The sequence below is a fragment of the Amycolatopsis sp. M39 genome (assembly GCF_001651785.1).
Classification (GTDB): domain Bacteria; phylum Actinomycetota; class Actinomycetes; order Mycobacteriales; family Pseudonocardiaceae; genus Amycolatopsis; species Amycolatopsis rubida.
This window is the reverse complement of sequence record NZ_LWSF01000002.1, coordinates 366,235-387,818: the sequence shown is the minus strand read 5'-3', so window position 1 is coordinate 387,818 and position 21,584 is coordinate 366,235. Positions and strand designations below refer to the sequence as shown.

At 68.2% G+C, this 21,584-nt stretch carries 21 protein-coding genes; 7 read left to right on the top strand and 14 right to left on the bottom strand.

Going from position 1 to position 21,584, the window contains the following annotated elements:
* Positions 1-201 precede the first annotated feature (201 nt).
* Both A4R44_RS06550 and A4R44_RS06545 read right to left on the bottom strand, forming a co-directional pair.
* On the bottom strand, positions 202-636 hold the full coding sequence (locus A4R44_RS06550; protein ID WP_067577287.1) for a thioredoxin domain-containing protein: 435 nt from the start codon (positions 634-636) through the stop codon (positions 202-204).
* Positions 637-641: 5 nt separating this feature from the next.
* Positions 642-1,544, bottom strand: coding sequence for a DUF2993 domain-containing protein (locus A4R44_RS06545; RefSeq protein WP_157904828.1), 903 nt, complete (start codon positions 1,542-1,544; stop codon positions 642-644).
* Between the two features lie 174 nt (positions 1,545-1,718).
* Here A4R44_RS06545 and A4R44_RS06540 point away from each other — a divergent pair, with 174 nt between their 5' ends.
* From A4R44_RS06540 to pstB, 6 genes are all read left to right on the top strand, one after another.
* Positions 1,719-2,450, top strand: a complete 732-nt coding sequence (locus A4R44_RS06540; protein ID WP_067578075.1) for a response regulator transcription factor — start codon at positions 1,719-1,721, stop codon at positions 2,448-2,450.
* Between the two features lie 22 nt (positions 2,451-2,472).
* Positions 2,473-3,372 (top strand): mycothiol synthase, encoded by a 900-nt coding sequence (mshD, locus tag A4R44_RS06535; RefSeq protein ID WP_067577285.1) that lies wholly within the window; start codon positions 2,473-2,475, stop codon positions 3,370-3,372.
* 240 nt (positions 3,373-3,612) lie between these two features.
* Positions 3,613-4,743 (top strand): phosphate ABC transporter substrate-binding protein PstS, encoded by a 1,131-nt coding sequence (gene pstS, locus A4R44_RS06530; RefSeq protein WP_067577283.1) that lies wholly within the window; start codon positions 3,613-3,615, stop codon positions 4,741-4,743.
* 188 nt (positions 4,744-4,931) lie between these two features.
* Positions 4,932-5,852 carry a phosphate ABC transporter permease subunit PstC gene (gene pstC, locus A4R44_RS06525; protein ID WP_067578073.1) on the top strand — a complete coding sequence of 307 codons (921 nt, stop codon included), beginning with the start codon at positions 4,932-4,934 and terminating at the stop codon, positions 5,850-5,852.
* A 2-nt stretch (positions 5,853-5,854) separates the two neighbouring features.
* Positions 5,855-6,769 carry a phosphate ABC transporter permease PstA gene (gene pstA, locus A4R44_RS06520; protein ID WP_067577281.1) on the top strand — a complete coding sequence of 305 codons (915 nt, stop codon included), beginning with the start codon at positions 5,855-5,857 and terminating at the stop codon, positions 6,767-6,769.
* A gap of 3 nt (positions 6,770-6,772) precedes the next feature.
* Positions 6,773-7,549 carry a phosphate ABC transporter ATP-binding protein PstB gene (gene pstB / locus A4R44_RS06515; RefSeq protein ID WP_067577279.1) on the top strand — a complete coding sequence of 259 codons (777 nt, stop codon included), beginning with the start codon at positions 6,773-6,775 and terminating at the stop codon, positions 7,547-7,549.
* Positions 7,550-7,663: 114 nt separating this feature from the next.
* Here the strand turns inward: pstB and phoU are convergent, their stop codons facing one another.
* The 5 genes from phoU to A4R44_RS06470 all read right to left on the bottom strand — a co-directional run bounded on the left by phoU (position 7,664) and on the right by A4R44_RS06470 (position 15,182).
* Positions 7,664-8,338 carry a phosphate signaling complex protein PhoU gene (gene phoU, locus A4R44_RS06510; protein ID WP_067578071.1) on the bottom strand — a complete coding sequence of 225 codons (675 nt, stop codon included), beginning with the start codon at positions 8,336-8,338 and terminating at the stop codon, positions 7,664-7,666.
* Positions 8,339-8,422: 84 nt separating this feature from the next.
* A complete protein-coding gene (locus A4R44_RS06505; protein WP_232791516.1) occupies positions 8,423-9,796 on the bottom strand; it encodes an LCP family protein in 1,374 nt (457 codons plus the stop codon).
* Positions 9,797-12,862: 3,066 nt separating this feature from the next.
* A complete protein-coding gene (locus A4R44_RS06480; RefSeq protein WP_067577267.1) occupies positions 12,863-13,522 on the bottom strand; it encodes a GGDEF domain-containing protein in 660 nt (219 codons plus the stop codon).
* 114 nt (positions 13,523-13,636) lie between these two features.
* Positions 13,637-14,200, bottom strand: coding sequence for an isopentenyl-diphosphate Delta-isomerase (gene idi / locus A4R44_RS06475; protein WP_067577265.1), 564 nt, complete (start codon positions 14,198-14,200; stop codon positions 13,637-13,639).
* A 148-nt stretch (positions 14,201-14,348) separates the two neighbouring features.
* Entirely contained in the window at positions 14,349-15,182 is an 834-nt protein-coding gene (locus A4R44_RS06470; RefSeq protein ID WP_067577263.1) for an alpha/beta fold hydrolase, read from the bottom strand.
* 165 nt (positions 15,183-15,347) lie between these two features.
* Between A4R44_RS06470 and A4R44_RS06465 the strand changes: the two genes are divergently transcribed.
* Positions 15,348-15,767: an Hsp20/alpha crystallin family protein gene (locus A4R44_RS06465; protein ID WP_067577261.1), complete on the top strand. Its 420-nt coding sequence runs from the start codon at positions 15,348-15,350 to the stop codon at positions 15,765-15,767.
* Between the two features lie 364 nt (positions 15,768-16,131).
* Here the strand turns inward: A4R44_RS06465 and A4R44_RS06460 are convergent, their stop codons facing one another.
* From A4R44_RS06460 to A4R44_RS06430, 7 genes are all read right to left on the bottom strand, one after another.
* Positions 16,132-17,514 carry an MFS transporter gene (locus tag A4R44_RS06460; protein ID WP_067577259.1) on the bottom strand — a complete coding sequence of 461 codons (1,383 nt, stop codon included), beginning with the start codon at positions 17,512-17,514 and terminating at the stop codon, positions 16,132-16,134.
* Between the two features lie 117 nt (positions 17,515-17,631).
* The gene (locus A4R44_RS06455) at positions 17,632-18,804 is read right to left on the bottom strand and encodes an NAD(P)/FAD-dependent oxidoreductase (protein WP_067577257.1); all 1,173 of its coding nucleotides are present in this window, start codon (positions 18,802-18,804) and stop codon (positions 17,632-17,634) included.
* A gap of 1 nt (position 18,805) precedes the next feature.
* Positions 18,806-18,991 (bottom strand): rubredoxin, encoded by a 186-nt coding sequence (gene rd / locus A4R44_RS06450; RefSeq protein ID WP_067577255.1) that lies wholly within the window; start codon positions 18,989-18,991, stop codon positions 18,806-18,808.
* A gap of 8 nt (positions 18,992-18,999) precedes the next feature.
* A complete protein-coding gene (locus A4R44_RS06445) occupies positions 19,000-19,290 on the bottom strand; it encodes a hypothetical protein (RefSeq protein WP_198545188.1) in 291 nt (96 codons plus the stop codon).
* Positions 19,287-20,153 (bottom strand): DUF3891 family protein, encoded by an 867-nt coding sequence (locus A4R44_RS06440; protein ID WP_067577254.1) that lies wholly within the window; start codon positions 20,151-20,153, stop codon positions 19,287-19,289. Before A4R44_RS06440 ends, A4R44_RS06445 begins: the two co-directional genes overlap by 4 nt.
* A gap of 45 nt (positions 20,154-20,198) precedes the next feature.
* A complete protein-coding gene (locus A4R44_RS47775; protein ID WP_157904826.1) occupies positions 20,199-20,660 on the bottom strand; it encodes an aromatic-ring-hydroxylating dioxygenase subunit beta in 462 nt (153 codons plus the stop codon).
* Positions 20,657-21,584, bottom strand: a 928-nt coding sequence (locus tag A4R44_RS06430) for an SRPBCC family protein (protein ID WP_198545187.1), incomplete at its 5' end; no start/stop codon positions are given. The genes A4R44_RS47775 and A4R44_RS06430, both read right to left, overlap by 4 nt.

The following is a 21,584-nucleotide window of genomic DNA, read 5'->3' as shown; positions in this document are numbered from 1 at the left end:
CGAGCATGAGGGTCTTCTCGGTAGCGGGAGCGCGCGAAGTCGTCCTCTGGTCGATGGGCGCGGTCTTACTGGTACGTCAGAGCGAGCCGCTCGGTCCGGGCGCAGTTGCGCATGGCTGTAGCGAGGCCGCACGCAACAGCTACTGAGCAAACCGCATTAGGGCGGCACCAGAGGCTGGGCGCGCGGGCCAGCGGGCGCGGGTCAGTGCGATGCGGCGGTGAGGTGCGGGCGGAGCGCTTCCAGCAGCTCCGGGCCCTTGGGCACGCCGCCCACGCGCAGCAGTTCCCGGCCTTCCGGGTCCAGCGCGAGCGTGGTCGGCGTGCTGAGCACCGACAGCGCCTGCGCGACCTCGGGACGTTCGGTGACGTCCAGGTCGACGTGGTGCAGGCCGTCGGTCTTCTCCGCGAGCGACGAGAGAATCGCCCGCGTGTGCCGGCACGGGGTGCAGAACGTGGTGGAGATCTGCACCAGGGTGACGGCGGATCGCGGATCAAGGGCCGCGGAGACCGGAGTGGGGAGCGGGCGGATCGCGGCGGCCGGCTTGGCCCCGCGGATCCGGCCGTTGCGGGCGCGCAGGACCAGGCCCGCGGCCGTCGCGACGACCAGGGTCGCCAGCAGCACCCACACTCCGGTCACCGGGATCAGCCTCCGTGGTTGGTGGACAGGTCGGCGAAGTTCACGTCGTGCGCTTCGCCCTTGATGGTCACCGAACCGCTGTCCACGCGGACCGCGGTCGGGGTGACCGACAGCGGCAGCCGGGTCGTCGAAATGCTCGCCCGGAAGTTCGGCAGCAGAGCTTTCTGCACAGCTTCCGGAACGATCGTGGTGCTCTGGTCATTCCCGAACTGCAACCGGTAAGGCACGATCGAGATCGTCTTCTCCTTGAGCTGGATCAGCGCGAAGCAGAAGATCTCCACCTTCTGCCCGGCCACCTGCACGTCGCCGGAGATGCGCAAGCCCGCGCTCGTGCCGTCGGCCGGTTCGCCGTCGGCGTTGGTCGGCGTCGGGTCCGGCTGCTTGCCCTGCTCGGTGTCGCCGTACTTCACGTACGCCTGGGTCGACTGGTCGATCTTCAGGTTCTGGATCTTGTTCAGTGGCGAGACCCGGGCGAGGTCGGACGCCTTGATCGTCACCGCGCCGGTGAGCTTGCCGATCTTCACCGCCTTGGTGTTGCCGGACGTGAGGTCCGACAGCGGCGCGATCACGTCCTCCAGTTCGGCGCTCACGCGCAAGTCGCGCAGTTCGCTGCCGACCGGGACGCCGTCCGCGGAAACCGTGATGTGACTGTAGTCACCGGAGAGCGCCTGCACGGTGAACGGGAAGCCGTGGATGGTGACCGACGGATCGTCGCTCAGCCCGAGCTGTGCGCGGGCCTTCTGCGAGATCGTGTGCTCGGCGAAGGCCGCCGCTCCGAAATCCGCACCGACCAGCAGGAGCACCAGCACTCCCAGCACGATGAGCCACCGCCGCACGCGCCTGCCGCGGCGGCCGCTGCCGGGGTTAGGGGCCGGTCGGTCGTCCCGGGTCACGGGCCTGCTCGCCATCGCCTCGGTTCTCCTGTTCGGGTGGATTTCGTCGTGGTGCGGGTCACGCCTCGGCCGTTGGACCAGGTGTGATCGATCCAGCACGAGCTAGGTGCCGGGGTGTTCACCCGCTATTCTCACTTAGCACCGACCGACGCCACGTTCGAGGCGACGAATCTGAAGGCGGTGCGGATCATGAGCTTGGACCTGCTGGTGCTCACGGAGGAACTGAACGCTACCTCCGTACTACCCGCGCTGGACCTGCTGCCGCACACCGTACGCGTACGCGAGCCGGAAGTGACGGCCCTGCTCGACGCAGGTCACCGGGACGTCATCCTCCTCGACGCGCGCAGCGACCTCGCGTCCGCGAAGAGCCTCTGCCGGCTGCTTAAGGGCGCGGAGGACGAATCGGGCACGCCGGTCATCGCGGTCGTCGGCGAAGGCGGTCTGGTCGCGGTCAACGCCGAATGGCGCACAGACGACATCCTGCTGCCCACCGCTGGTCCCGCGGAGGTTGACGCACGGCTGCGGCTGGCCACCACGCGCGACGGCATCGGACTGCAGGCAGACGCCGAACTGCGCGTAGGCGACCTTGTCATTGACGAAGCGACGTACACGGCGAAGCTGCGCCGTCGCACGCTTGAGCTGACGTACAAGGAGTTCGAGCTCCTTAAGTACCTCGCCCAGCACGCCGGTCGAGTGTTCACTCGCGCGCAGCTGCTGCAGGAAGTGTGGGGTTACGACTTCTTCGGCGGCACGCGCACGGTCGATGTCCACGTACGGCGGCTTCGCGCGAAACTCGGTCCGGAGCACGAGCAGATGATCGGCACTGTGCGAAACGTCGGCTACAAGTTCGAGCGGCCGGCGAAAGGCGCGAAGCCGGTTGTCGCCGTTCCGGTCGATGCTTCGGAGCTGACCTCCCGCTGACGTTCGCCGGTAAGGTCGGTTTGTGGCTATCGACCTTGGCGACTGGACGACCGATCCCGACGACGCGGTGCGCGAAGTGCTGCTCGCGGCCAAAGCGACTGACGGACGTCCCGAGGTCGACGCGATCGGGCCGTTGCCGCGCGAATTCGAAGGCGGGCTGCATCTCCTCGCCCGCTTCGACGGCGCGCCCGCGGGATACGTCCACCTTGATACCGAAGGCGATTCCCACGGCCATCAGGTCGCGGAGCTTTTCGTGCACCCGGGTTTCCGGCGTCGCGGCGTCGGCACCGCGCTCGCACAGGCAGCAGTCGAGCGCGCCGGCAAGGGATTGCGGGTGTGGGCGCACGGCGATCACCCTGGTGCGGCGGCGGTAGCGGCGAAACTCGGCCTCGGGCGTCAGCGCGAACTGCTGGTCCTGCACGTCGACGTGTCCGATGCGGACTGGCCGGAACCGGTGCTGCGCAACGGTTTCCGGTTGCGCACCTTCGTTCCCGGCCAAGACGAGGACGCGATGATCGCGGTCAACGCGCGCGCGTTCGACTGGCATCCGGAACAGGGCGCGCTGACTGCCGCCGAGGTGCGCGCCGAGGAACTCCGGGCCTGGTTCGACCCGGCGGGCTTCTTCCTCGCGGAGAACGAGAACGGCGAGGTGGCCGGCTTCCACTGGACGAAGGTCCACGACCCGGTGCCCGGCCGGTTCGACGGCGACCCGGTCGGGGAGGTCTACGTGGTCGGCGTCGATCCTGCTACCCAGGGTAGTGGCCTCGGCAAGGCGCTGACCTTGACCGGACTTCGCTACCTGCGCTCTCGGGGACTACCGAGGGTGATCCTCTACGTCGAGGGTGACAACGCCGCGGCTTTGGCTGTGTACAACAAGCTGGGGTTCCAGCGTTTCGAGACCGACGTCCAGTACGGTGAGTGATCACGGTCGACGCGACCGGTGACCCGTGTTACTTTCTGCGTACTAGCAGGTCACGAGCAGGCCACGGCACCCGTTCGGGGGAGTAGTCCTGCTCACAACCGGTGACTTGTTCACCTTCCGTTCATACAACCAAGGAAGCCCGTCCACCGAGGCTGCCTAGTGTCCGGTTCCGGTGCGGCTCAGTCGCCGCCAATCCCGACCGGATTCACCAAAGGCACATCTCCGAGTGGAGGAAATGCAGTGAAGATCATGCGGCCCCTGGGTGCCGTCGGCATCGTGGCGAGCGCCGCGCTCGTCCTCGCCGCTTGTGGCTCCGACCCTTCGGCGTCCAGCAGCGGCTCGGGCTCGAACTCCGCCGCTCCCGCCGCCACCGGAACCGCCCAGGTCGACTGCGGGGGCAAGAGCCCGCTGTCCGGTGAGGGCTCGACGGCGCAGAAGAACGCCATCGACGTGTTCAACATGGCTTACGGCAAGAAGTGCTCCGGCCAGAAGGTGAACTACAACGCGACCGGGTCCGGTGCCGGCGTGAAGCAGTTCAACGGCAATCAGGTCGACTTCGGCGGTTCGGACTCGCCGATCAAGGACGCCGACCTCGAGGCCGCCACCAAGCGCTGCGGTGCCCCGGCATGGAACATCCCGCTGGTCGTCGGCCCGATCGCGGTCGGCTACCACCTGTCCGGGGTGGACAACCTGACGCTGACCCCGCAGGTCATCGCCAAGATCTTCAACGGCGGCATCAAGAACTGGAATGACCCGGCGATCAAGGCGGTCAAGGGCAACGAGAGCCTGAACCTGCCGGACAAGCCGATCCAGGTCGTCTCCCGCTCCGACGAGTCGGGCACCACCGACAACTTCCAGAAGTACCTCGGCGCGGCTGCCAAGGACGTCTGGACCCAGGGCGCGGGCAAGAAGTTCAACGGCGGCGTCGGCAACGGTGCGCAGGGCTCGAACGGCGTAGCCACCACGGTGAAGGGCGCCGACGGTGCGATCACCTACGTGGAGGGCGCGTTCGCCAAGGACGGCGTCACCGCGGCCAAGATCGACAGCGGCTCCGGCGGCGTCGCGCTGAGCCCGGAGAACGTGGCCAAGTCGCTCGACTCGGCGAAGTTCCTGCACGAGGGCACCAATGACCTCGCGATGGACCTCAACGGCATCTACGCCAGCAACGTGCCGGGCGCCTACCCGCTGCTGCTGACCACCTACGAGATCGTGTGCTCGAAGTACTCGAACGCGGATGTCTCGAAGGCCGTCAAGGCGTTCCTGACGGTGGCCGCCACCGAGGGCCAGCGGCCGCTGTCGAGCAAGGGTTACGTGCCGATCCCGCAGAGCCTGCAGGACAAGGTCCTGACCGCGGTCAAGGCGATTTCCTGAAACGACTGCCTAGCTGGTACGAAGGCTGACAGAGACTGTCGATGAGCGACCAACCCTCGACGCGAACGCCCACCGGCGACCCCGGTGGGCGTTCGTCGTCCGCCCGAGCGTTCCCGGAGGATCCGATTTCGGACAAGCCACCCGCGCCGGCGCCGGAAGCGCCGCCCGCGCGGAAGAAGCCGACGAAGGTGCGCGCCGGTGACCGCATCTTCCAGAATCTGACCACCGGGGCCGGGATCTTCGTCGTCGCCCTGATCGCCTTGATCGGGATTTTCCTGGTCGTCCAGGCGATCCCGGCGCTGAAGGCGGACAAGGTCAACTTCCTGTTCAACCACGGGTGGTCGACGAACGACCCGGCGAACATGGCCTTCGGCATCGCCGACCTCGCCGAGGTCACCGTGGCGACCTCGCTGGTCGCGCTGGTCATCGCGATGCCGATCTCGCTGGGCATCGCGCTTTTCCTCACCCAGTACGCGCCCGCGAAGCTGGCCCGGCCGTTCGCTTATGTCGTGGATCTGCTCGCGGCGGTGCCGTCGATCATTTTCGGCCTGTGGGGCATTCTCGTGTTCGCGCCCACGATCGAGCCGTTTTCGGAATGGGTCAACAGCACCTTCTCGTGGATTCCGATTCTCGCGCCGGGCAACATCGCGCCGAACGTGCGCGGCACCATTTTCACCGCCGGAATCGTGCTGGCGGTGATGATTCTGCCGATCATCACGTCGCTGACCCGCGAGGTTTTCGAGCGCACGCCGACCGCGCAGGTCGAGGGCGCGCTCGCGCTCGGAGCCACGCGCTGGGAGGTCATTCGCACCACGGTGCTGCCGTTCGGCAAGGCCGGTTTCGTCGGTGCGTCGATGCTCGGCCTCGGCCGCGCGCTCGGTGAAACCATTGCCCTGGCGGTGATTCTGCTGATCCCGCAGGGGCGCAACTTCGACTGGAGCCTGTTCGACGGCGGCGCGACGTTCGCCTCCAAGATCGCCCAGAACTACAGCGAGTTCAACAACCCGACCTCGGCAGGCGCCTACATCGCGGCCGGCCTGGTGCTGTTCGTGCTGACGTTCCTGGTCAACTTCGCCGCCCGCGCGATCGTCGGCAAGAAGGGGGAGTGACCATGTCGACCACCCTCGAACGACCCGCGACGACACCGGCTTTCCAGCAGGTGAGCGCGGCCCGCAAGATCAAGAACGGCGTGGCCACCGTGCTGGTGTGGCTGTCGTTCCTGATCGCCGTGATCCCGCTGGTGTGGGTGCTGTACACGGTGATCGCCAACGGCATCAAGCGGATCCCGTACAGCAACTGGTGGGGCCAGGACTTCGGTTCGGTGCTCGGCGACGAGGTCGGTGGCGGCGTGCTGCACGCGATCATCGGCACCGTGCTGCAGGGTCTGGTGTGCGCGGTCATCTCGGTGCCGATCGGCCTGCTGGTCGCGATTTACCTGGTCGAGTACGGCCGCGGCAAGCTGGCCAGGGCCACCACGTTCATGGTGGACATCCTCTCCGGTGTTCCCTCCATTGTGGCCGCTCTGTTCATTTACGCGCTGTGGGTCACCACGCTCGGCCTGCCGCGCAGCGGGTTCGCGGTGTCGCTTGCCTTGGTGCTGCTGATGATCCCGGTGGTCGTCCGCTCCGCGGAGGAAATGCTGCGGATCGTGCCGGACGACCTGCGCGAGGCCTCGTACGCGCTGGGCGTTCCCAAGTGGAAGACGATCATGAAGATCGTGCTTCCGACCGCGCTGTCGGGCATTCTCGGCGGCATCATGATGGCGCTCGCCCGCGTGATGGGCGAAACCGCGCCGCTGCTGGTGCTCGTCGGGTACACGTCCTACGTCAACTGGAACATCTTCAGCGGGGAGCAGGCGTCGCTTCCGTTGGTGATGAACAACGAACGCGCCACCAACTCGATGGACCCCGGCAGCGTCGGCTTCGACCGGATCTGGGGAGCCGCGCTCACCCTGGTGCTCATCATCGCCGTGATCAACCTGCTCGCCACGGTCCTTTCCCGCATCGTCGCCCCGAAGAAGAAGTGAGTCATGGCCAAGCGAATCGACGTCAAAGACCTGGACATCTACTACGGCAAGTTCCACGCCGTGGACAGCGTCACGCTGAACGTCCCGCCGCGGAACGTGACCGCGTTCATCGGGCCGTCGGGGTGTGGCAAGTCGACCGTGCTGCGCACGCTGAACCGGATGCACGAGGTCATTCCCGGTGCCAGGGTCGAGGGCCAGGTGCTGCTGGACGGGGAGGACATCTACGCCTCGGCGGTGGACCCGGTGCAGGTGCGCCGCACCATCGGCATGGTGTTCCAGCGGCCGAACCCGTTCCCCACGATGTCCATTAAGGACAATGTGGTGGCCGGACTCCGGCTCGGCGGGGTGAAGAGCCGCAAGCAGCTCGACGAGGTCGCCGAGCGCGCGCTGCGCGGCGCGAACCTGTGGAATGAGGTCAAGGACCGGCTCAACAAGCCAGGCGGCGGCCTTTCCGGCGGTCAGCAGCAGCGGCTCTGCATCGCGCGGGCGATCGCGGTGCAGCCGGACGTGCTGCTGATGGACGAGCCGTGTTCGGCGCTGGACCCGATCTCGACGCTGGCGATCGAGGACCTGATCGGCGAGCTGAAGAAGGACTACACGATCGTCATCGTGACGCACAACATGCAGCAGGCGGCGCGGGTTTCGGACCAGACCGCCTTCTTCAACCTGGCGGGTGTCGGCCAGCCCGGCAGGCTGATCGAGCTGAACGACACGGAGAAGATCTTCTCCAACCCGGACGAGAAGGCCACCGAGGACTACATCTCGGGCCGGTTCGGCTGATTCCACTGTGGACGGCCGCCCTGGTTTATCCCGGCCAGGGCGGCCGTTTTGTTTTGTGCGCAACAAAAACCGCCGCCCGGCGCTAGGGCCGGGCGGCGGTTGTGCCGTGGTTTCTCAGATGGTCAGGTCTTCGTCGTCGGAGCCGTAGCCGGGCATCCGGCCGGTGACCACGAAAATCATCCGCTTGGCGACGGACACCGCGTGGTCGGCGTAGCGCTCGTAGAAGCGGCCGAGCAACGTGACATCGACCGCGGAGGCGACGCCGTGCGGCCATTCGCGGTCCATCAGCACGGTGAACAGGTGCCGGTGCAGGTCGTCGACCTGGTCGTCCTCGGCCTCAAGGTCCTTGGCCGCGGACACGTCCTTGGTCTTGATGATCGCCTCTACCTGGCGGGCGAGCTTGACCGCGGCCTTGCCCATCTCGGCGAAGTAGGGCTTGACCGCGTCCGGCAGCACCGGGTCGGGGTGGCGGCGGCGGGCGGCCTTGGCGACGTGCAGGGCGAGATCTCCCATGCGCTCCAGGCTTTCCGCCGCGTGGATGGCGGCGAGCACGGTGCGCAGATCGGTCGCGACCGGGGCCTGCAGCGCCAGCAGCGCGTACGCCTGCTCCTCGCATTCGGCGCGCGCGTCGTCGACCTTCGCGTCGTCGCTGATCACCTGCTCGGCGAGGCCGAGGTCGACCTCCAGCAGTGCTTTGGTGGCCCGCTCCATGGCGTCGGCAACCTGGACCGACATCGCGGCCAGGTTTTCGGCGAGCTGATCGAGTTCGACATGGTAGGCCTCACGCATGAACACACCCTACGACGTGGACTGTCCGAATACCGCATCGCTGGGTGAACCGCGTATGAACCCCGCCTAACGAATCCGGAGCGCTCAGCCGGTGTTGGTGTTTTTGCCGGGACTGGCGTTCGCGGGCGGCGCACTGGCCGCGGTTCCGGCGGGCTGGTTGCCCGGCAGCGGAGTGTTGTCGCGCAACGCGTCGAAGAGGCTCCTGGTCTTTTCCTGGATCAGGACTTCGTTGCCGCGCTTGTTCGGCAGGCCGACGGTGGGCACGGTCAGGAAGTTGATGTTGGCCGGGTCGAGCCCGCGCATCGATTGCGCGAGCGTCATCATTTGCTGCACCCCGAGGTTGTCGCCGAACGTGGCGTGCGCGAACGCGGTGATGAAGCCGGACAGTCTCCCCGGATCCAGTACGACATCCGAGGACATGACCTTCTTGAGCAGCGCTCCGATGAACGCCTGCTGCCGCTTGATCCGGCCGTAGTCGGAGGTCTTGTCACCGACGACGTGCCGGGCGCGCACGTAACTCAGCGCCTGATCGCCGGAAATGGTCACGTCGCCGGTCTCGGTCAGCACCTTGCCGAGCGTGGTGTCGATGATCGGTTTCTCGTTGTGCACGGTCACCCCGTGCACCGCGTCGACCATTTCCTTGAACCCGTTGAAGTCGATGCCGACGAAGTGGTTGATCCGCAGACCGGTGATTTTCTGGATTACCTTTGTCATGCATTGTGGTCCGCCGACCGCGTAGGCCGTGTTGAGCTTGGCGATCTTCTGCTCGCGCACGATCTCGTCGGTAGTCTGGGATTTGGCCGGATCCCACCGGTTGCAATCCGGCCGGTCGATTTCCAGGTCTCGCGGGAACGAAACGACCACGACCCGCTTCCGGTCCGCGGGAACGTGCGCCACCATCACGGTGTCCGACCGCGCGCCGGGAATGTTGGCCGCGTCCCCGACATTCTCCTCGGCGGAAGCGCCGTCGCGGGAATCGGAGCCGACCATGAGGAAGTTCTCGTCGTTGGCCTGCGCATCGGCGTTCTGGATGTCCGAGGAGTTTTCGTCCAGCGCGGACACCTGGGCGAATTTGGCGTCAAACCAGGTAACCGCACCCCACGCGACGCCCGTGCCGATGAAAATGAGCGCGACAACCACGATCAACGCGATCCGCCCGATCCGGACGTTGCGCGCGGTATGCCGTTGTTTCTTCTCCTGAAGCCGAGTCTGTTCCGGCTTTTCGGCGGGCGGCTCTTGTTCTTCCTCTTCTTTGTCGAGCAGTACGACCCGCTGCAACGCAGTCCGGGTCTGCTCGAACAAGGCCATCGACCGGGTAGTGAGCCGCTCCCGCCGCTCCCGGCGCTTCGCTTCCTCGGCAGCCGCGTCGTCATGCGCGGCCGAGAACCGAGCGAGACTGTGATCGATCTTGCGACGGTACTGAGTCGCCTCGTCGATCGCCTCCATCTCGTCGGTCATCGTGAGCGGATCCATCTCCGCCCGAACCGCGGCGGCCGGCCTCGCCGGAGTACGCCGGGGCCGCTTGCCATTCGGCCCCTCGACGGCCTGGCTCAGCTGAGTGCGCTCCGAGTCTGAGGGAGGCTTCGCCGCCGGACTGAGCTGGGTCTGCTCGGAGTCCCCGGCGGCTACGGCACCGAGCCCGATGCCTTTGACCGGGGTGAACTGCGTCCGATCCGCCGGGAGCGGCTGCTTTCCGCCTAGCGCCGGGCTCCGCTCGCCCTCTGCTTCCGGACCGCCCTGCGGCCCAGCGTTCGGCGCGGGTCTGCGCCGGGGACGCCCGTCCTTGGCCGCGGAGCCGCGCTGCGGGCGCTCGCCATCCAGGTCACCGTCGAGTGCTGGGCTGAGCTGAGTTCGTTCGGGGTCTTGCGCCGGGTTTCGGCTGCCGTCCAGCTGCGGGCCTTGCGCCAGGTTTCGGCTGCCGTCCAGTGCCGGGCCTTGCGCCGCGCTCCGGCCACCGTTCAGCGTGGGGCCGAGCTGAGTCCGTTCAAGATCTTGCGCTGCACCCCGGCTTCCGTCCGATGCCGGGCCGAGCTGAGTCCGTTCAAGACCTTGCGCTGCACCCCGGCTTCCGTCCGATGCCGGGCCGAGCTGGGTTCGTTCAGGCCCCTGCGCCGCGTTCCGGCCGCCATCCGGTGCCGGGCCGCGCCGTGGACGTTCCGGTCGGCGCGAACGTCCGGAACCGGCGTCGTCCAGCCCGTCACCGTCCAGTGCCGGGCTGAGCTGGGTCTGCTCAAGACCCTGAGCCGCACCCGGCCCACCGCGCTCGACGCCATCCGGCGCGCCGGCTCGCCCACGCCGCGGCGACGGAGCCCGCCCTTGCTCGGCCTGCTTGCCCCGCAACCGGTCCGGCTCAAGCGCCGGACTCAGCTGCGTCCGCTCAAGTTCGTCCTCGGGTTCCGGATCGAGGTCACCAGGTCGCCGCCCGGCCGGTCCAGGACCCGCCACCCGTCGGCGAGGCGCGTTCGGCCCCGGCACTCGGTGCCCGCCGGAGTCCTGCCCAGCCGCGCGCTGCCCGTCAGGTTCGATCGGCAGCGCCGCCGAATCAGCACCAGCTATCCGCTGCTCAGCGGGCCCGGGGCCGCCAGGCAACCGTGGCGCTTGCTCGGCGGGCCTCCGCTGCGCTGCCGAGCCAGGCCCGGCGGCTGTTTGCCCAGCGGAATCTGGCCCTGTCGCCCGCATTCGCGGCTCGTCCAGTCCCGGACGAGGCAATCCGCCGGAGTCTGGACCGGGCATTCGCGGCCCGTCCGCTTCCGCACCCGGCATCCGCTGCCCAGGAGCGTTCTCCGCACCGTGCGGCGGTCGAGGCCCAGGCGGCTCCGGCGAAACCGGGACCCCGCCGCCCTGCCGAGGCCGAGGCGGAAGTCCATCCGCTCGCCGACGCCGCGGTCGGGCCCCCTGCTCCGGAGAACCAAGCTCGGCGCTCCCCGGCTGCCCACCGTTGTGCACCGGCCCAGGCCCGGCCTGACGACGCCGCGGTTCTCCCGGCTCACCGGCTTCGCCGGGACCAGGCCGAACCCGCCCGCCCGGCTCCGCCGAAGAAGCTTCAGCCCCGTTGAGCTGTCCGCCGGGTCCCATCGCACGAGACCCGCCCGGCTCCCTGCGACGGTTAGCTCCCTCGGCCCGTCCGCCAGCGACTGCGTCGCCGGGCCGCTCACTCAAGCCATTGCGACGCCCAGGCCCGTCCACCTCACCGGGCCCACCCCGATAGTCGCCAAGCGCGGAATCCGGCGCGGCATGCCTGGTCTCTCCGCGAACGTCGGCTGGCCGAGCCCGCCGACCACCCGGCGGCACCGCGTAGCCAGTCTCGCCAAGCCCTTCACCCGGCTCGACCTGGTAAGCCCCAGTCTCCCGACGCCGCGCGTCGTCTCGGGCAGCGTCCGGGTCGCCGGCGCCGCCCGGCACCGCTCCGCCAAGAAGCGCACGCCCGCCCACTCGCGCAGGCCCGGTGCCATTGCCGAGCGCAGAACCGTCGGCTACCTCTCGGCTGTGCCGATTGCCGACGCCTCCGAGGCCATCGACCCGCCCGTCTCCCCGGCTGCCAGTCGGTCCGGCACCGTCCTCTGCCGCCTCGCCGTGTCGGCTGCCGCGCCCGTTCGTCCAGCGGCCCGCAGGCGCGCCGCCGCCGTCTGTGGGCCCGCCGTGCCGCCCGCCGAATCCGTTGACGTGCCCGTTCGCGCGTTCGTCAGCTAGCGCGTCCGCCGCGGGTTCGCTGTGCCGCTTGGCCCGCCTGCCCGCCGAGCCGGTGTCTCCTCCGGCCACCTCGCCATGGCGATTGCCGACCCCGTTCGCTCGTCCACCGGTTGGCGCGGCGTCGCCTTCCGCGGGTTCGCCGTGTCGCCCGCCAACCCCGTTGACCTGCCCATTAGCCAGGTCGCCCAGACCCGAGCTGTCTGCTGGCTCAGCGTGCCTGCTGCCAACCCCGTTGACGTGCCCATTCGCTCGCCGCCGACCCGGCTCGGCGGGCACCCCAGCGCGGCCGTTCGTGCCCGGGAAACCGGCGTCCGGCTCCGCTCGCCGTCGTCCTGGTTCAGGCCGCTCGCTGTCCGCTCGGCGACGGCCAGGCTCTGCCCGGCGGGTGCCTGGTTCCGCGAGCCGGCTCGCTGGCTCCGCATGCCGCGTTCCGGGATCGTCGGCGAAGGCGGGGCGTTCGCCGGTGTGCCGCGCGACCACGTCGGACACGCTGATGCCGCCGTGCGTGTCCATCGAACGGCGACGTCCGCCGCGGGGGCGAGCCGGGGTGTCGGAGTGGCGACCGGTGCCGGGGGTGTTGCGCTCGTCGGGCACTCGGTCTCCTCTCGCACGTCAGGCGCCAGGCTGGGGCGGCTTACCTTTGAACACCCGGCGGCTGCACCGGGTCTCCCAGGACTCGTCGTACCGGGGGAGCTTTTCGTTATCGTACGGATACCCGCCGTTCGTGACGACACCCTCCCGCGAATTTCTTCACCATGCGTCGCCCTAAGGCGCACTGAAGCGGACGAACAGGTGAAGATCGGGTTCAATGAATGGAGTAATCGCAGACGTGCGTTACTCAGAGTGCGTAATTACCTGAGCGGTCTCGCGGTCATGGAAAGCGACCTTGTTGCGTCCCGCCCGCTTCGCGGCGTAAAGGAGATTGTCGGCTCGGTGAAGCTGACGCGGCCCGGATCCGGTGCCGTGCGCGAGGCCGACACTGATCGTAACCCGCAGGCCCGGCCGGAGTTCTGACCAGGGATGACGGGCGACTCGAAGGCGGGCGGCGTCGGCGACCCGGACGGCGCCCCGGTGATCGATTCCCGGCAGGACGAGAGCGAATTCCTCGCCGCCGTACCGTGCGCAGAACGCATCGGCGGGCAGCCCCTCTTGCAGGAGATCGGCGACCCGGCAGAGGACGCGGTCGCCGAGAAGGTGACCGTACGTATCGTTCACGGACTTGAACCGGTCGAGGTCGACCAGGGCGACGGCCACCGCGGCGGGCAGCTCAGGCAGCCGCTGGTCGAGGTACCGCCGGTTGTAGCTGGAGGTGAGCGGATCACGCAGGCTGCCCGCTCGCGCGATGTCGAGCGCGGAGCGCAGGTGCCGGTAGGCCCGCCGCCAGTCGCCGCGCGTCGCGAACAGGTCCGCGATGGACTCGTGCAACGTGAGCAAGTCTGGCGCGGTCTCCCCCGTTCCGAGCTCGTCGTCCGCCGACACTCTGACCTCCGCCACTCCATCGTCTTCGTCGTAAAGGAGCGTTGGCTTGAGTCATCGGTACGGACGAAGGTGAATTTCGCTCAAGTGGACGACGGACTTCCGCTGATGTCACGCAGCGCAGTTCTTCGCTCAGAGCGCGGAGAAGGGCTTTTTGTCCTTGAGCTGCGCGAATTGATCACGTGCCCAGTAACTCGCGTCAGTCATCGGATCTGTGATCCACTGTGTGTAATCGGCCCAGGAAATCCATCGCCAGCCGCCCACTTCTTCGGGATTCGGCCGCGGATCGACGTCCGTCCAGGCGGTGAACACCGGACAGAACTCGTTCTCCACGATCCCCTGGAAGGGCGGCGTGCGGTAGCGGTACGTGGGCAGCACGCACTTGAGGTCATCGAGTTCGGGCAGCCCGAGTTCGTACGAAGCCCGTCGGCGCACGGCGGTCTCCAGCGTTTCGGCGGGAGCCGGGTGCCCGCACACGCTGTTGGTCCACACGCCAGGCCACACCTTCTTGTGCGGCGCGCGCTGGGTGATCAGCAGGGCGTTGTCCGAACGGCGCAGGACGTAGCAGGAGAACGCGAGGTGCAGTCGCGTCTCCGCGTGATGACTGGCGAGCTTCGGCCCGGTCTCCCCGGTGGGCACGCCGTCCTCGGTCACGAAGACAACGCGTTCGGTTTCGGCTTCAGTGCTGGTGTTCACTTCGGATACTGAACACCACGCGCCTACCGGCCGATACCGCGAGCCGGGTGGCCGTTTCGCCCGGTTCGAGTGTCGTGCCTTCACGCACCGCTCGAATCCTCAGTCCAACCGATACCCAACCGAACGACGGCGCGGGCGAGACCCGGTGTCACCGGCTGCCGAGATGCTCGACGATCAACGAGGTCAATGCCTCCGGCGCTTCCTCCGCTACCCAGTGCGACACCTCCTCCAGCATCTCGAACCGGTACGGCCCGGTGCACCAATTCGCCGTGTCGAGCGCGGCGGTGGAACCGAAGGCGACGTCCTCTGTGGACCACACGTACATCGCCGGCACCGAAATCTTGCCGATCTTCCCGCCTGGACGGCCGGCTCGATACCAGTTCAGCGCGGCGGTGAGCGCGCCTGGTTCGGACAGTCGCTGCACGTACTCGTCGATCTTGCTCGGCGGGATGCGCCGGTCGAAGATGTCGCGCAGCGCCTTGGCGTTGTCGGCCAGCATGCGGCGCTCGGTCGCGGGGGTCTGGCGCCATTCGGTCAGGTAGGCCGACCGCAGGTGCTGGTCCTCGTCCGTCCGCATCGCCTCGGCGAGCGCGCCCGGGTGCGGAGTGGACACCACGGTGACGCTGCGCAGGCGCTCCGGGTGCTCGTCCGCCGTCCACCAAGCGACCGCGCCGCCCCAGTCGTGGCCGACCAGGTCGAACTTGCTCCAGCCGAGCGTGTCGGCCATGGCCACGACATCGGACACCAGCGTCGAGATGCCGTATTCGGCCGGATGCTCGGGCCGCACGTCCGGCGAGTAACCGCGCTGATCCGGCGCGATCGCGCGGTAGCCGAGCACGCCGAGCGTCGCCACCTGGTGCTCCCACTCCACGGCGGCCTGGGGAAAGCCGTGCAGCAGCAGTACCGGGCGGCCGTCTTCAGGACCGGCGGCGATGGCGTCGAAGGATCCCGCGTCGGTCGGGATGGTCAGCTGGTCGATCACGAGACGCACTCTACGGACCGGCACCGACAGTTCTGGCCGGTCTCGCGGCAGCTCTGTGATCTGAGCTACACGGGAACAAATAAGTTGAGTCAGTCGTTGGCAACTTTGCAAGGCTTGGTCAGCGTCCTAGCGGCTGGCCGCAGTTGTCCGAAAGGGGATTCGACAATGCTGATCCGCACCGACCCGTTCGCCCAGTTCGACCGTCTGACCCAGCAGTTCTTCGGCGGTCAGGGCACCGCGCCGCGCTCCGTTCCGATGGACGCTTACCGCGTCGGCGACGAGTACGTCATCCAGTTCGATCTCCCGGGGATCGCCCGCGACTCCATCGACGTGAGCGTCGAGCGCAACGTGCTCACCGTCCGCGCCGAGCGCACGCCCGTCGCGGTGGAGGACGCGCAGGTCCAGGTGTCCGAGCGGCCGCGCGGCAAGTTCTCGCGCCAGCTGTTCCTCGGCGACACGCTCGACACCACGCGGATCGCCGCGGACTACGTCGACGGTGTGCTGACGCTGCGCATTCCGGTCGCCGAGAAGGCCCAGCCGCGCAAGATCACTGTCGGCGGAGAGCCGCGGAAGATCGACGCCTGAGACCTTCGTACCCAAGTTGTCCCCAGGTTGTCCACAGTGGGTTGTGGATAACCTGGGGACAATTGCTATCTGTGCAGGTCAACGGCAGTAATCGAGTCGGCTGGCTGCCGCTTGCGCACCAGACCATGATCGAGCCCACGCGCTCGCCGTGTAGATGTCGGCGAAGGTCAGCGTCGGGAAAAGGCCCTTCGTCGCCGCGCCGACCGCGGCGAAGCTCAGCGCGCGAAAGTCGGGTGACGTCGGTGTACACCTACCCCCCACCGGAGACGCGGTATTGCTCGACCATGGACTCGCATGCGGCGGAGGCCGTGCACGCAGGCCGCCACCGGAGGAGAGGACGCGGACTGAGCTGCGCCGGGTGTCCCTAGTCCGCGGCGTCGAGCAGCTTGGCCCGGCTCGTCTCGGTGCCGATTTTCGCGCCGACCGCGGTGAGGATCCCGCCGAGTGCGATCATGATCAGCGGTGTGTAGAGGTAGGGCATGAACGAGCTGAGACCGAGCATGTAGAAGCTGTAGAACGACGGGATGAGCAGCGACACGCTGTAGGCGACGCCGTAGCCGGATGCGCGGATCCTGGTCGGAAACGCCTCGATCAGATAGACCGTCGCGACGCCGAACGGCGAGATCGCGACGACGAGGCCGACCGTGTACAGCGCCATGGCGAGAACGAAGCTGCCTCCGGTGCTCAGCAGCGTCAGCATCGCGAGAAAACTCGGCACCGACACGAGAAGCGTGGCGATCCCAGCGCAGATCAGCACTCGACGTCGGCCGTATTTCTGCCCGAGATGTCCAAGTGCGAGATAGCCAAGGAACAGCGCGACGTTCGACACCAGCAGAGCCGTCGTCACTGCGCCGGAGTCCTGCTTGAGGTAGGTGATCAGCAAACCTGAAACGGGGGAGATGATCGATTGCACGCCGAACCAGAGCCCGGTCATCAGCAGCATCGCCTGGGCGAGACGGCGGCGGATCTTGCGGTCGCGAAGGAGTTCGCGCAGCGGTGCCTTCTTCTCGGTCGCGGATTTTTCGCGGGCGCTCTCGGCCCGCCAAGCAGCGGACTCGTCGACAGACCGGTAGAAGAAGAGGAAGAACACGACTCCGAGCAGTCCGCCGACGAAGAACGGCAACCGCCAGCCCCAGTTCTGGTAGGCCGATCCGGCTCCACCGCCGGGCAGGAAGCTCAGCAGCGGCAGCGTCACGGCGGAGATCGCGATGTAGCCGATGGGGTAGGCGCCGGCGATGTAGGCACCGACGATGCCCCGTTTCGCGGGTGGACAGGATTCGAGCGCCAGCGGGTTTGCGCTGGTGTACTCGCCGCCCATGAAGATGCCGCCGACGAAACGCAGCAGCAGGAGACAGACGATGCCGCCGTAACCCCATTGCGCGTAGCCGGGGAGAGCGGCCATGAGGAAAGTGGCGACGGTGAATCCGGCGACCGCGATCAGGGTCGCGTTGCGGCGGCCGATGCGGTCGCTGATGCCGCCGAAGACGATGGAGCCGACGGGACGGCCGAGCAGTGTCGCGGCGAAGGTCAGGTAGAACAGGGTCGTCTCGACCGAGTCCGGGATGCCTTTCGGCTGGAAGTAATGGATCGCCGGGGCAAGCGCGACGACCGGCAGATAGATGTCGAAGTAGTCGACGCCGAAGCCGAAGAACGCGGCGTGCGTGGCCCGCTTGGCCTGTTTCGCGGCAGCCGTCCTTGAGGATTGCCCGGCGGGAGAGACTGGCGGCGCGGGTGGGATTCGGTCCATGACCGGAGCTCCTGTTCAGGTGTGACATCGACGGTGATGCCGCGGGGTGCCGCGGAGTTCCCCCTTGCCCCGGGCGACGCCGGGTCGGCGGCGTCCCCCGGGGAGGAATGCGCGGAATCAGGCCCTGACGATCTCGGCGCGGGCGCGGTCGAGATCTTCCGGGCGGCCAGAGGTGAGCGCGGCGACGACCCGGCCCCCGCGCTCGTACCAGACCGTGAAATCGCTGTCCCAGGAACCAGTGACCCGGGTCCGGTCCCACTGCGTGGCGGGCCCGACGTATTCGAAACGCGCCCAGCCGGCGAGTTCGGTCCAGAAATACGGGACTTCCCGGTGCGCCACCGGTTGGCCGAGGATGCCGTGCGCGGCGGTCACACCTTGTGCGATCGCGTGGTCCTCGTGCTCGACGCGCAGCGCTCTGCCGTGCACCTCGCTGTGGTACTCGCAGACATCGCCCGCCGCCCAGTGCCCGGTGGCGCTGGTGCAAAGCGTGCGGTCGCACAGGATTCCTCCGCTGGGCCCGAGCCGCAGCCCGGCCTTCCGCGCGAGTTTGGTGTCCGGGACGGCTCCGCTGCCGACCACCACGAGGTCGCCCGGAATGTCGCGGCCGCTGGCCGTGCGCACGCCGGTGGCAGTCCCGTCCCCGGTGAATTCGCTGACCTGCTCGCCGCAGACCAGCGTGACGCCGCGCGCGGTCAGCAGCCGGGCGACGTGGCTGGCGACCTCCGGGCCGAACGCGGTCTCGAGAGGTGCGCGTTCGGGCATGACCATCGTGCACTCGACGCCGGATTCGGTCAGGGACGCGGCGACCTCGGCGGAGATGAAGGATCCGCCGACGAGCACAGCCCGGTGCGCCGCTGCCGCCTGGGCCCGGAGTTTGTGCGCGTTGGCGGGTGCCCGGAGATAGTGGATGCCGGCGTTCGCGGAGCCGGGCAGCGACAGGCGGCGGACCATCGCACCGGTCGCGAGCAAGGCGCTGCGGTACCGGATCTCGGTCTTGTCCGCCAGCGTCGCGGTCCGCGTCTCGGTGTCCAGCGAGAGCACCGCTGACCGGGTCCGCAGCTGGACGTCGTTGTCATCCCACCACTGCGGGGACACGACGGCGAGGTCCGTGTCCCCGGCTTCCGGTCCGAGCAGTTGCTTGGTGATCGGCGGACGCCGGTACGGCGGGTCCAGTTCGCGGGTGACCAGGGCGATCGACCCGGCGAAACCCTGCTTGCGCAGTTCGGCCGCCGCGGCCGCCGAGGCCACACCGCCGCCGATCAAGAGCGCGTCGACGTCGGTGTCGGTCATGTCAGTCCTCATCGCAGGGTTCGAAGTCGGACTTCGCCGCGCCGCAGACCGGGCAGACCCAGTCGTCGGGGATGTCCTCGAACGCGGTGCCGGGCGGGATGCCGCCCTCGGGGTCCCCTTCGGCGGGGTCGTAGATGTCGCCGCAGGACACGCAGATCCATTTGCGGGTCGCTCGCACTGTTTCCATCGCTGCTCCTATTCCCCGGTCCCCGCCCACCTCGACCGGCTCGGGTCGAGCAAGGGGGACAGGTCGTCGTGCCGGGCCCAGGCCAGGCTTTCCAGTTCCAGCGCGTCGAGTTCGACGGCTTGGCGGGTGCGGAGGTCCTCGATGCGCAGCCGGGACCGCCCGCCGCCGGATTCGCGCACGGTGACGCCGACGACGGCGAACTCGTTGCGCACCAGCACCCGGTCCGGATCGGGTTCGAGCGCCGCGAGGATGTCCTCGATCGGCATGCCGTCGGAGCCGCTGCGTCCGGAGTCGCTCATGGCTTCGTGAACCGGCATTCCAGCGTGCGCTCTTCCGCCGCGCCGAGTGCCGCGGCGAGATCGTCCTCGTCGGCGTACGCGCGGTCCGGGATCGTGCGGGCGGACAGGGTCGCGACCACTTCGCCGTCGAAGGGGAACGGGTCCACGACGACCACGCCGGGTTTGACCGGGGTCAGGGTCAGATCGGTGCGCGGGCCGCCGACGCGTGACGGGGCCAGCTGGATGACCCGCGGTCCCGGTCGCTGGTCGATGGTCCGCAGCGTGCTCGCGAGCGGTACCGCGGGGCCGTCGCCGGGGGTGGTGTCGGCGAGGGAGGCGTAGAGCGAGAACAGATCCCACACCTGCAGCAGGTCGTAGTGGTACCAGAGGCGGGCTTCGAAATCGCTGCGGATGCTGTCTTTCACCAGCGACTTCTTCGTTTCGGCCCAGCGTCGCTCTTCGTCCGCGACGTGCTTTTCGCGGATCTCGTCGAGCGGGGTTGCCGCCGGAGTGATGCCGACGCCGCCGTCCTGCATGCCCCAGCGGTTCCGGTACAGCCCGGTCCAGTGCATGCTCACGAGCAGTCCGGCGTAGGCGTCCTCCTGGTAGATCCGGTCGACGCCCCGCTGGTACAGCGGCAGGTGGTCCTCCAGCGGGATCTCCAGGAAGTGCAGCGGACGCCGCGCCTCGGCGTTGAACAGCGGTGCGGCGTCGGCCTCGAGCCAGCCGTCGTCGTGGCGCGCGGTGCCGATCCGGACCTGCTCGCGGCGGGTGGGGGCTTCGAAGCCGGAGTTGCCCCATCGCAGGGTGAGCTCGCCGGCGAGCCGGCCGTGCTCGTTCTGGTCGACCAGGACCAGCTCGCCGCCGCGTCGGGTGATGAGCATCGGATTTCCTTTCGGTGGTGGGGAAACGCGTGTTCGTCAGATTCGTCAGAGCAGGACGGAAAGGTTGCCCAGGTGCCCGCCGTTGTTGACGAGGACGGCCTTCTTCCGCGCGATGCGGAGTTCGCCGCCGTCGCGGCGCAACCGGTAGCGGTACCGGCCCGCGTGGTGATGCAGGACGTCGCGGTGGAACTCGACGACCAGGAACGCGGCTGCGACGTCGATCTCGCCGTGGCTTTCCCGCAGCACCTGGACGTTGCTCACCAGATGCACGGTCCGCGAGCGCGGTTCCTGGGCGTAGGCCAGTCCGCTGTCCAGCCGCCACACGCGTTCGGCGAGGAAGGCCACGTCGTCGTACACAATGGACACGTCGCGGTCAGGGTCGGTGTCGTCGGCGTTGGCCGGGATCCAGTAGACGGCGTCGTCGGCGAACAGCTTGCGCCAGCCGGGGAAATCCCGGGCGTCCAGCAAAGCCGCTTCGGCGTAGAGGAATTGCTCGATCTCGCTCACGCGCCCGCCTCCATCAGTTCGAGCCAGCGGCGCAAGTACGCGCGCTGCGGCACTTCGTCCGACGACCGGCCGATCCGGACACCGGTCTCCTCGTCGACGACTTCGCGGTGCAGGCCCCTGGCCATCAGCGTGAAGTCGGCCGCGCTGGCCGACGCCTCGTTGCCCTGGGTCACCCGGTCGAAGCCCACCTCGATGTCGTCGGTCGAGCCGAAGCCCGCCGGGCCGTAGAAGATCTCGTGGTCCCGCAGGATCCGCGCGCGCGTTTCCGCGTCGGCTCCGCGGGGGAGCAGCGGGTAGAGGTACACCCAGGTCTCGTCGACCGATCGCGGCACGACCAGGCGCAGGTGCGCGCCCACGAAGGCGAGGCTCGGAAAGATGTTGAGGTTGAACGGGATCAGCTCGCCGATGGCGATGGCGTGCGCGTTCTCGCCCGCGTCTTCGAGCCTGCCGTACTCGTGCACCGCGTGCCCGTTGCCGAGGTCGATGCCCCGCCAGTCCGGATTCGTCCGCACGTTCTTGACCCAGGGGCTGCTCTTCCCGGTGCGGTCCTTGAGGATGTCGAGCCAGCTCTTGTGGGTGAAGGAGAAGTGGTACGGGTCGATCGTGTTCTCGATCTGGAGCTTCCAGTTGCCGCGGTAGACGAGCTTGTGCGCCCGCGACACCAGTTCGGGGCCGCCGTCGCCGATATCGGCGATGAAGTCGAGGTAGCGGCGCGCGTTGCCGAGGTAGTCCGGAAGCGGAGGCACGGCGGCGTCGAGGCTGGCGAACACAAAGCCGCGGTACGACTCCACGCGGGGGACGTGGACCAGGCCCATCGCGCTTTTGTCGAACTCGGCGTACCCGTCGTCGAAGGGAACCCCGGTCAGCTCGCCCGAGGACGAGTAGGTCCAGCCGTGATAGGCGCAGCGGAAGAAGTTCGCGTTG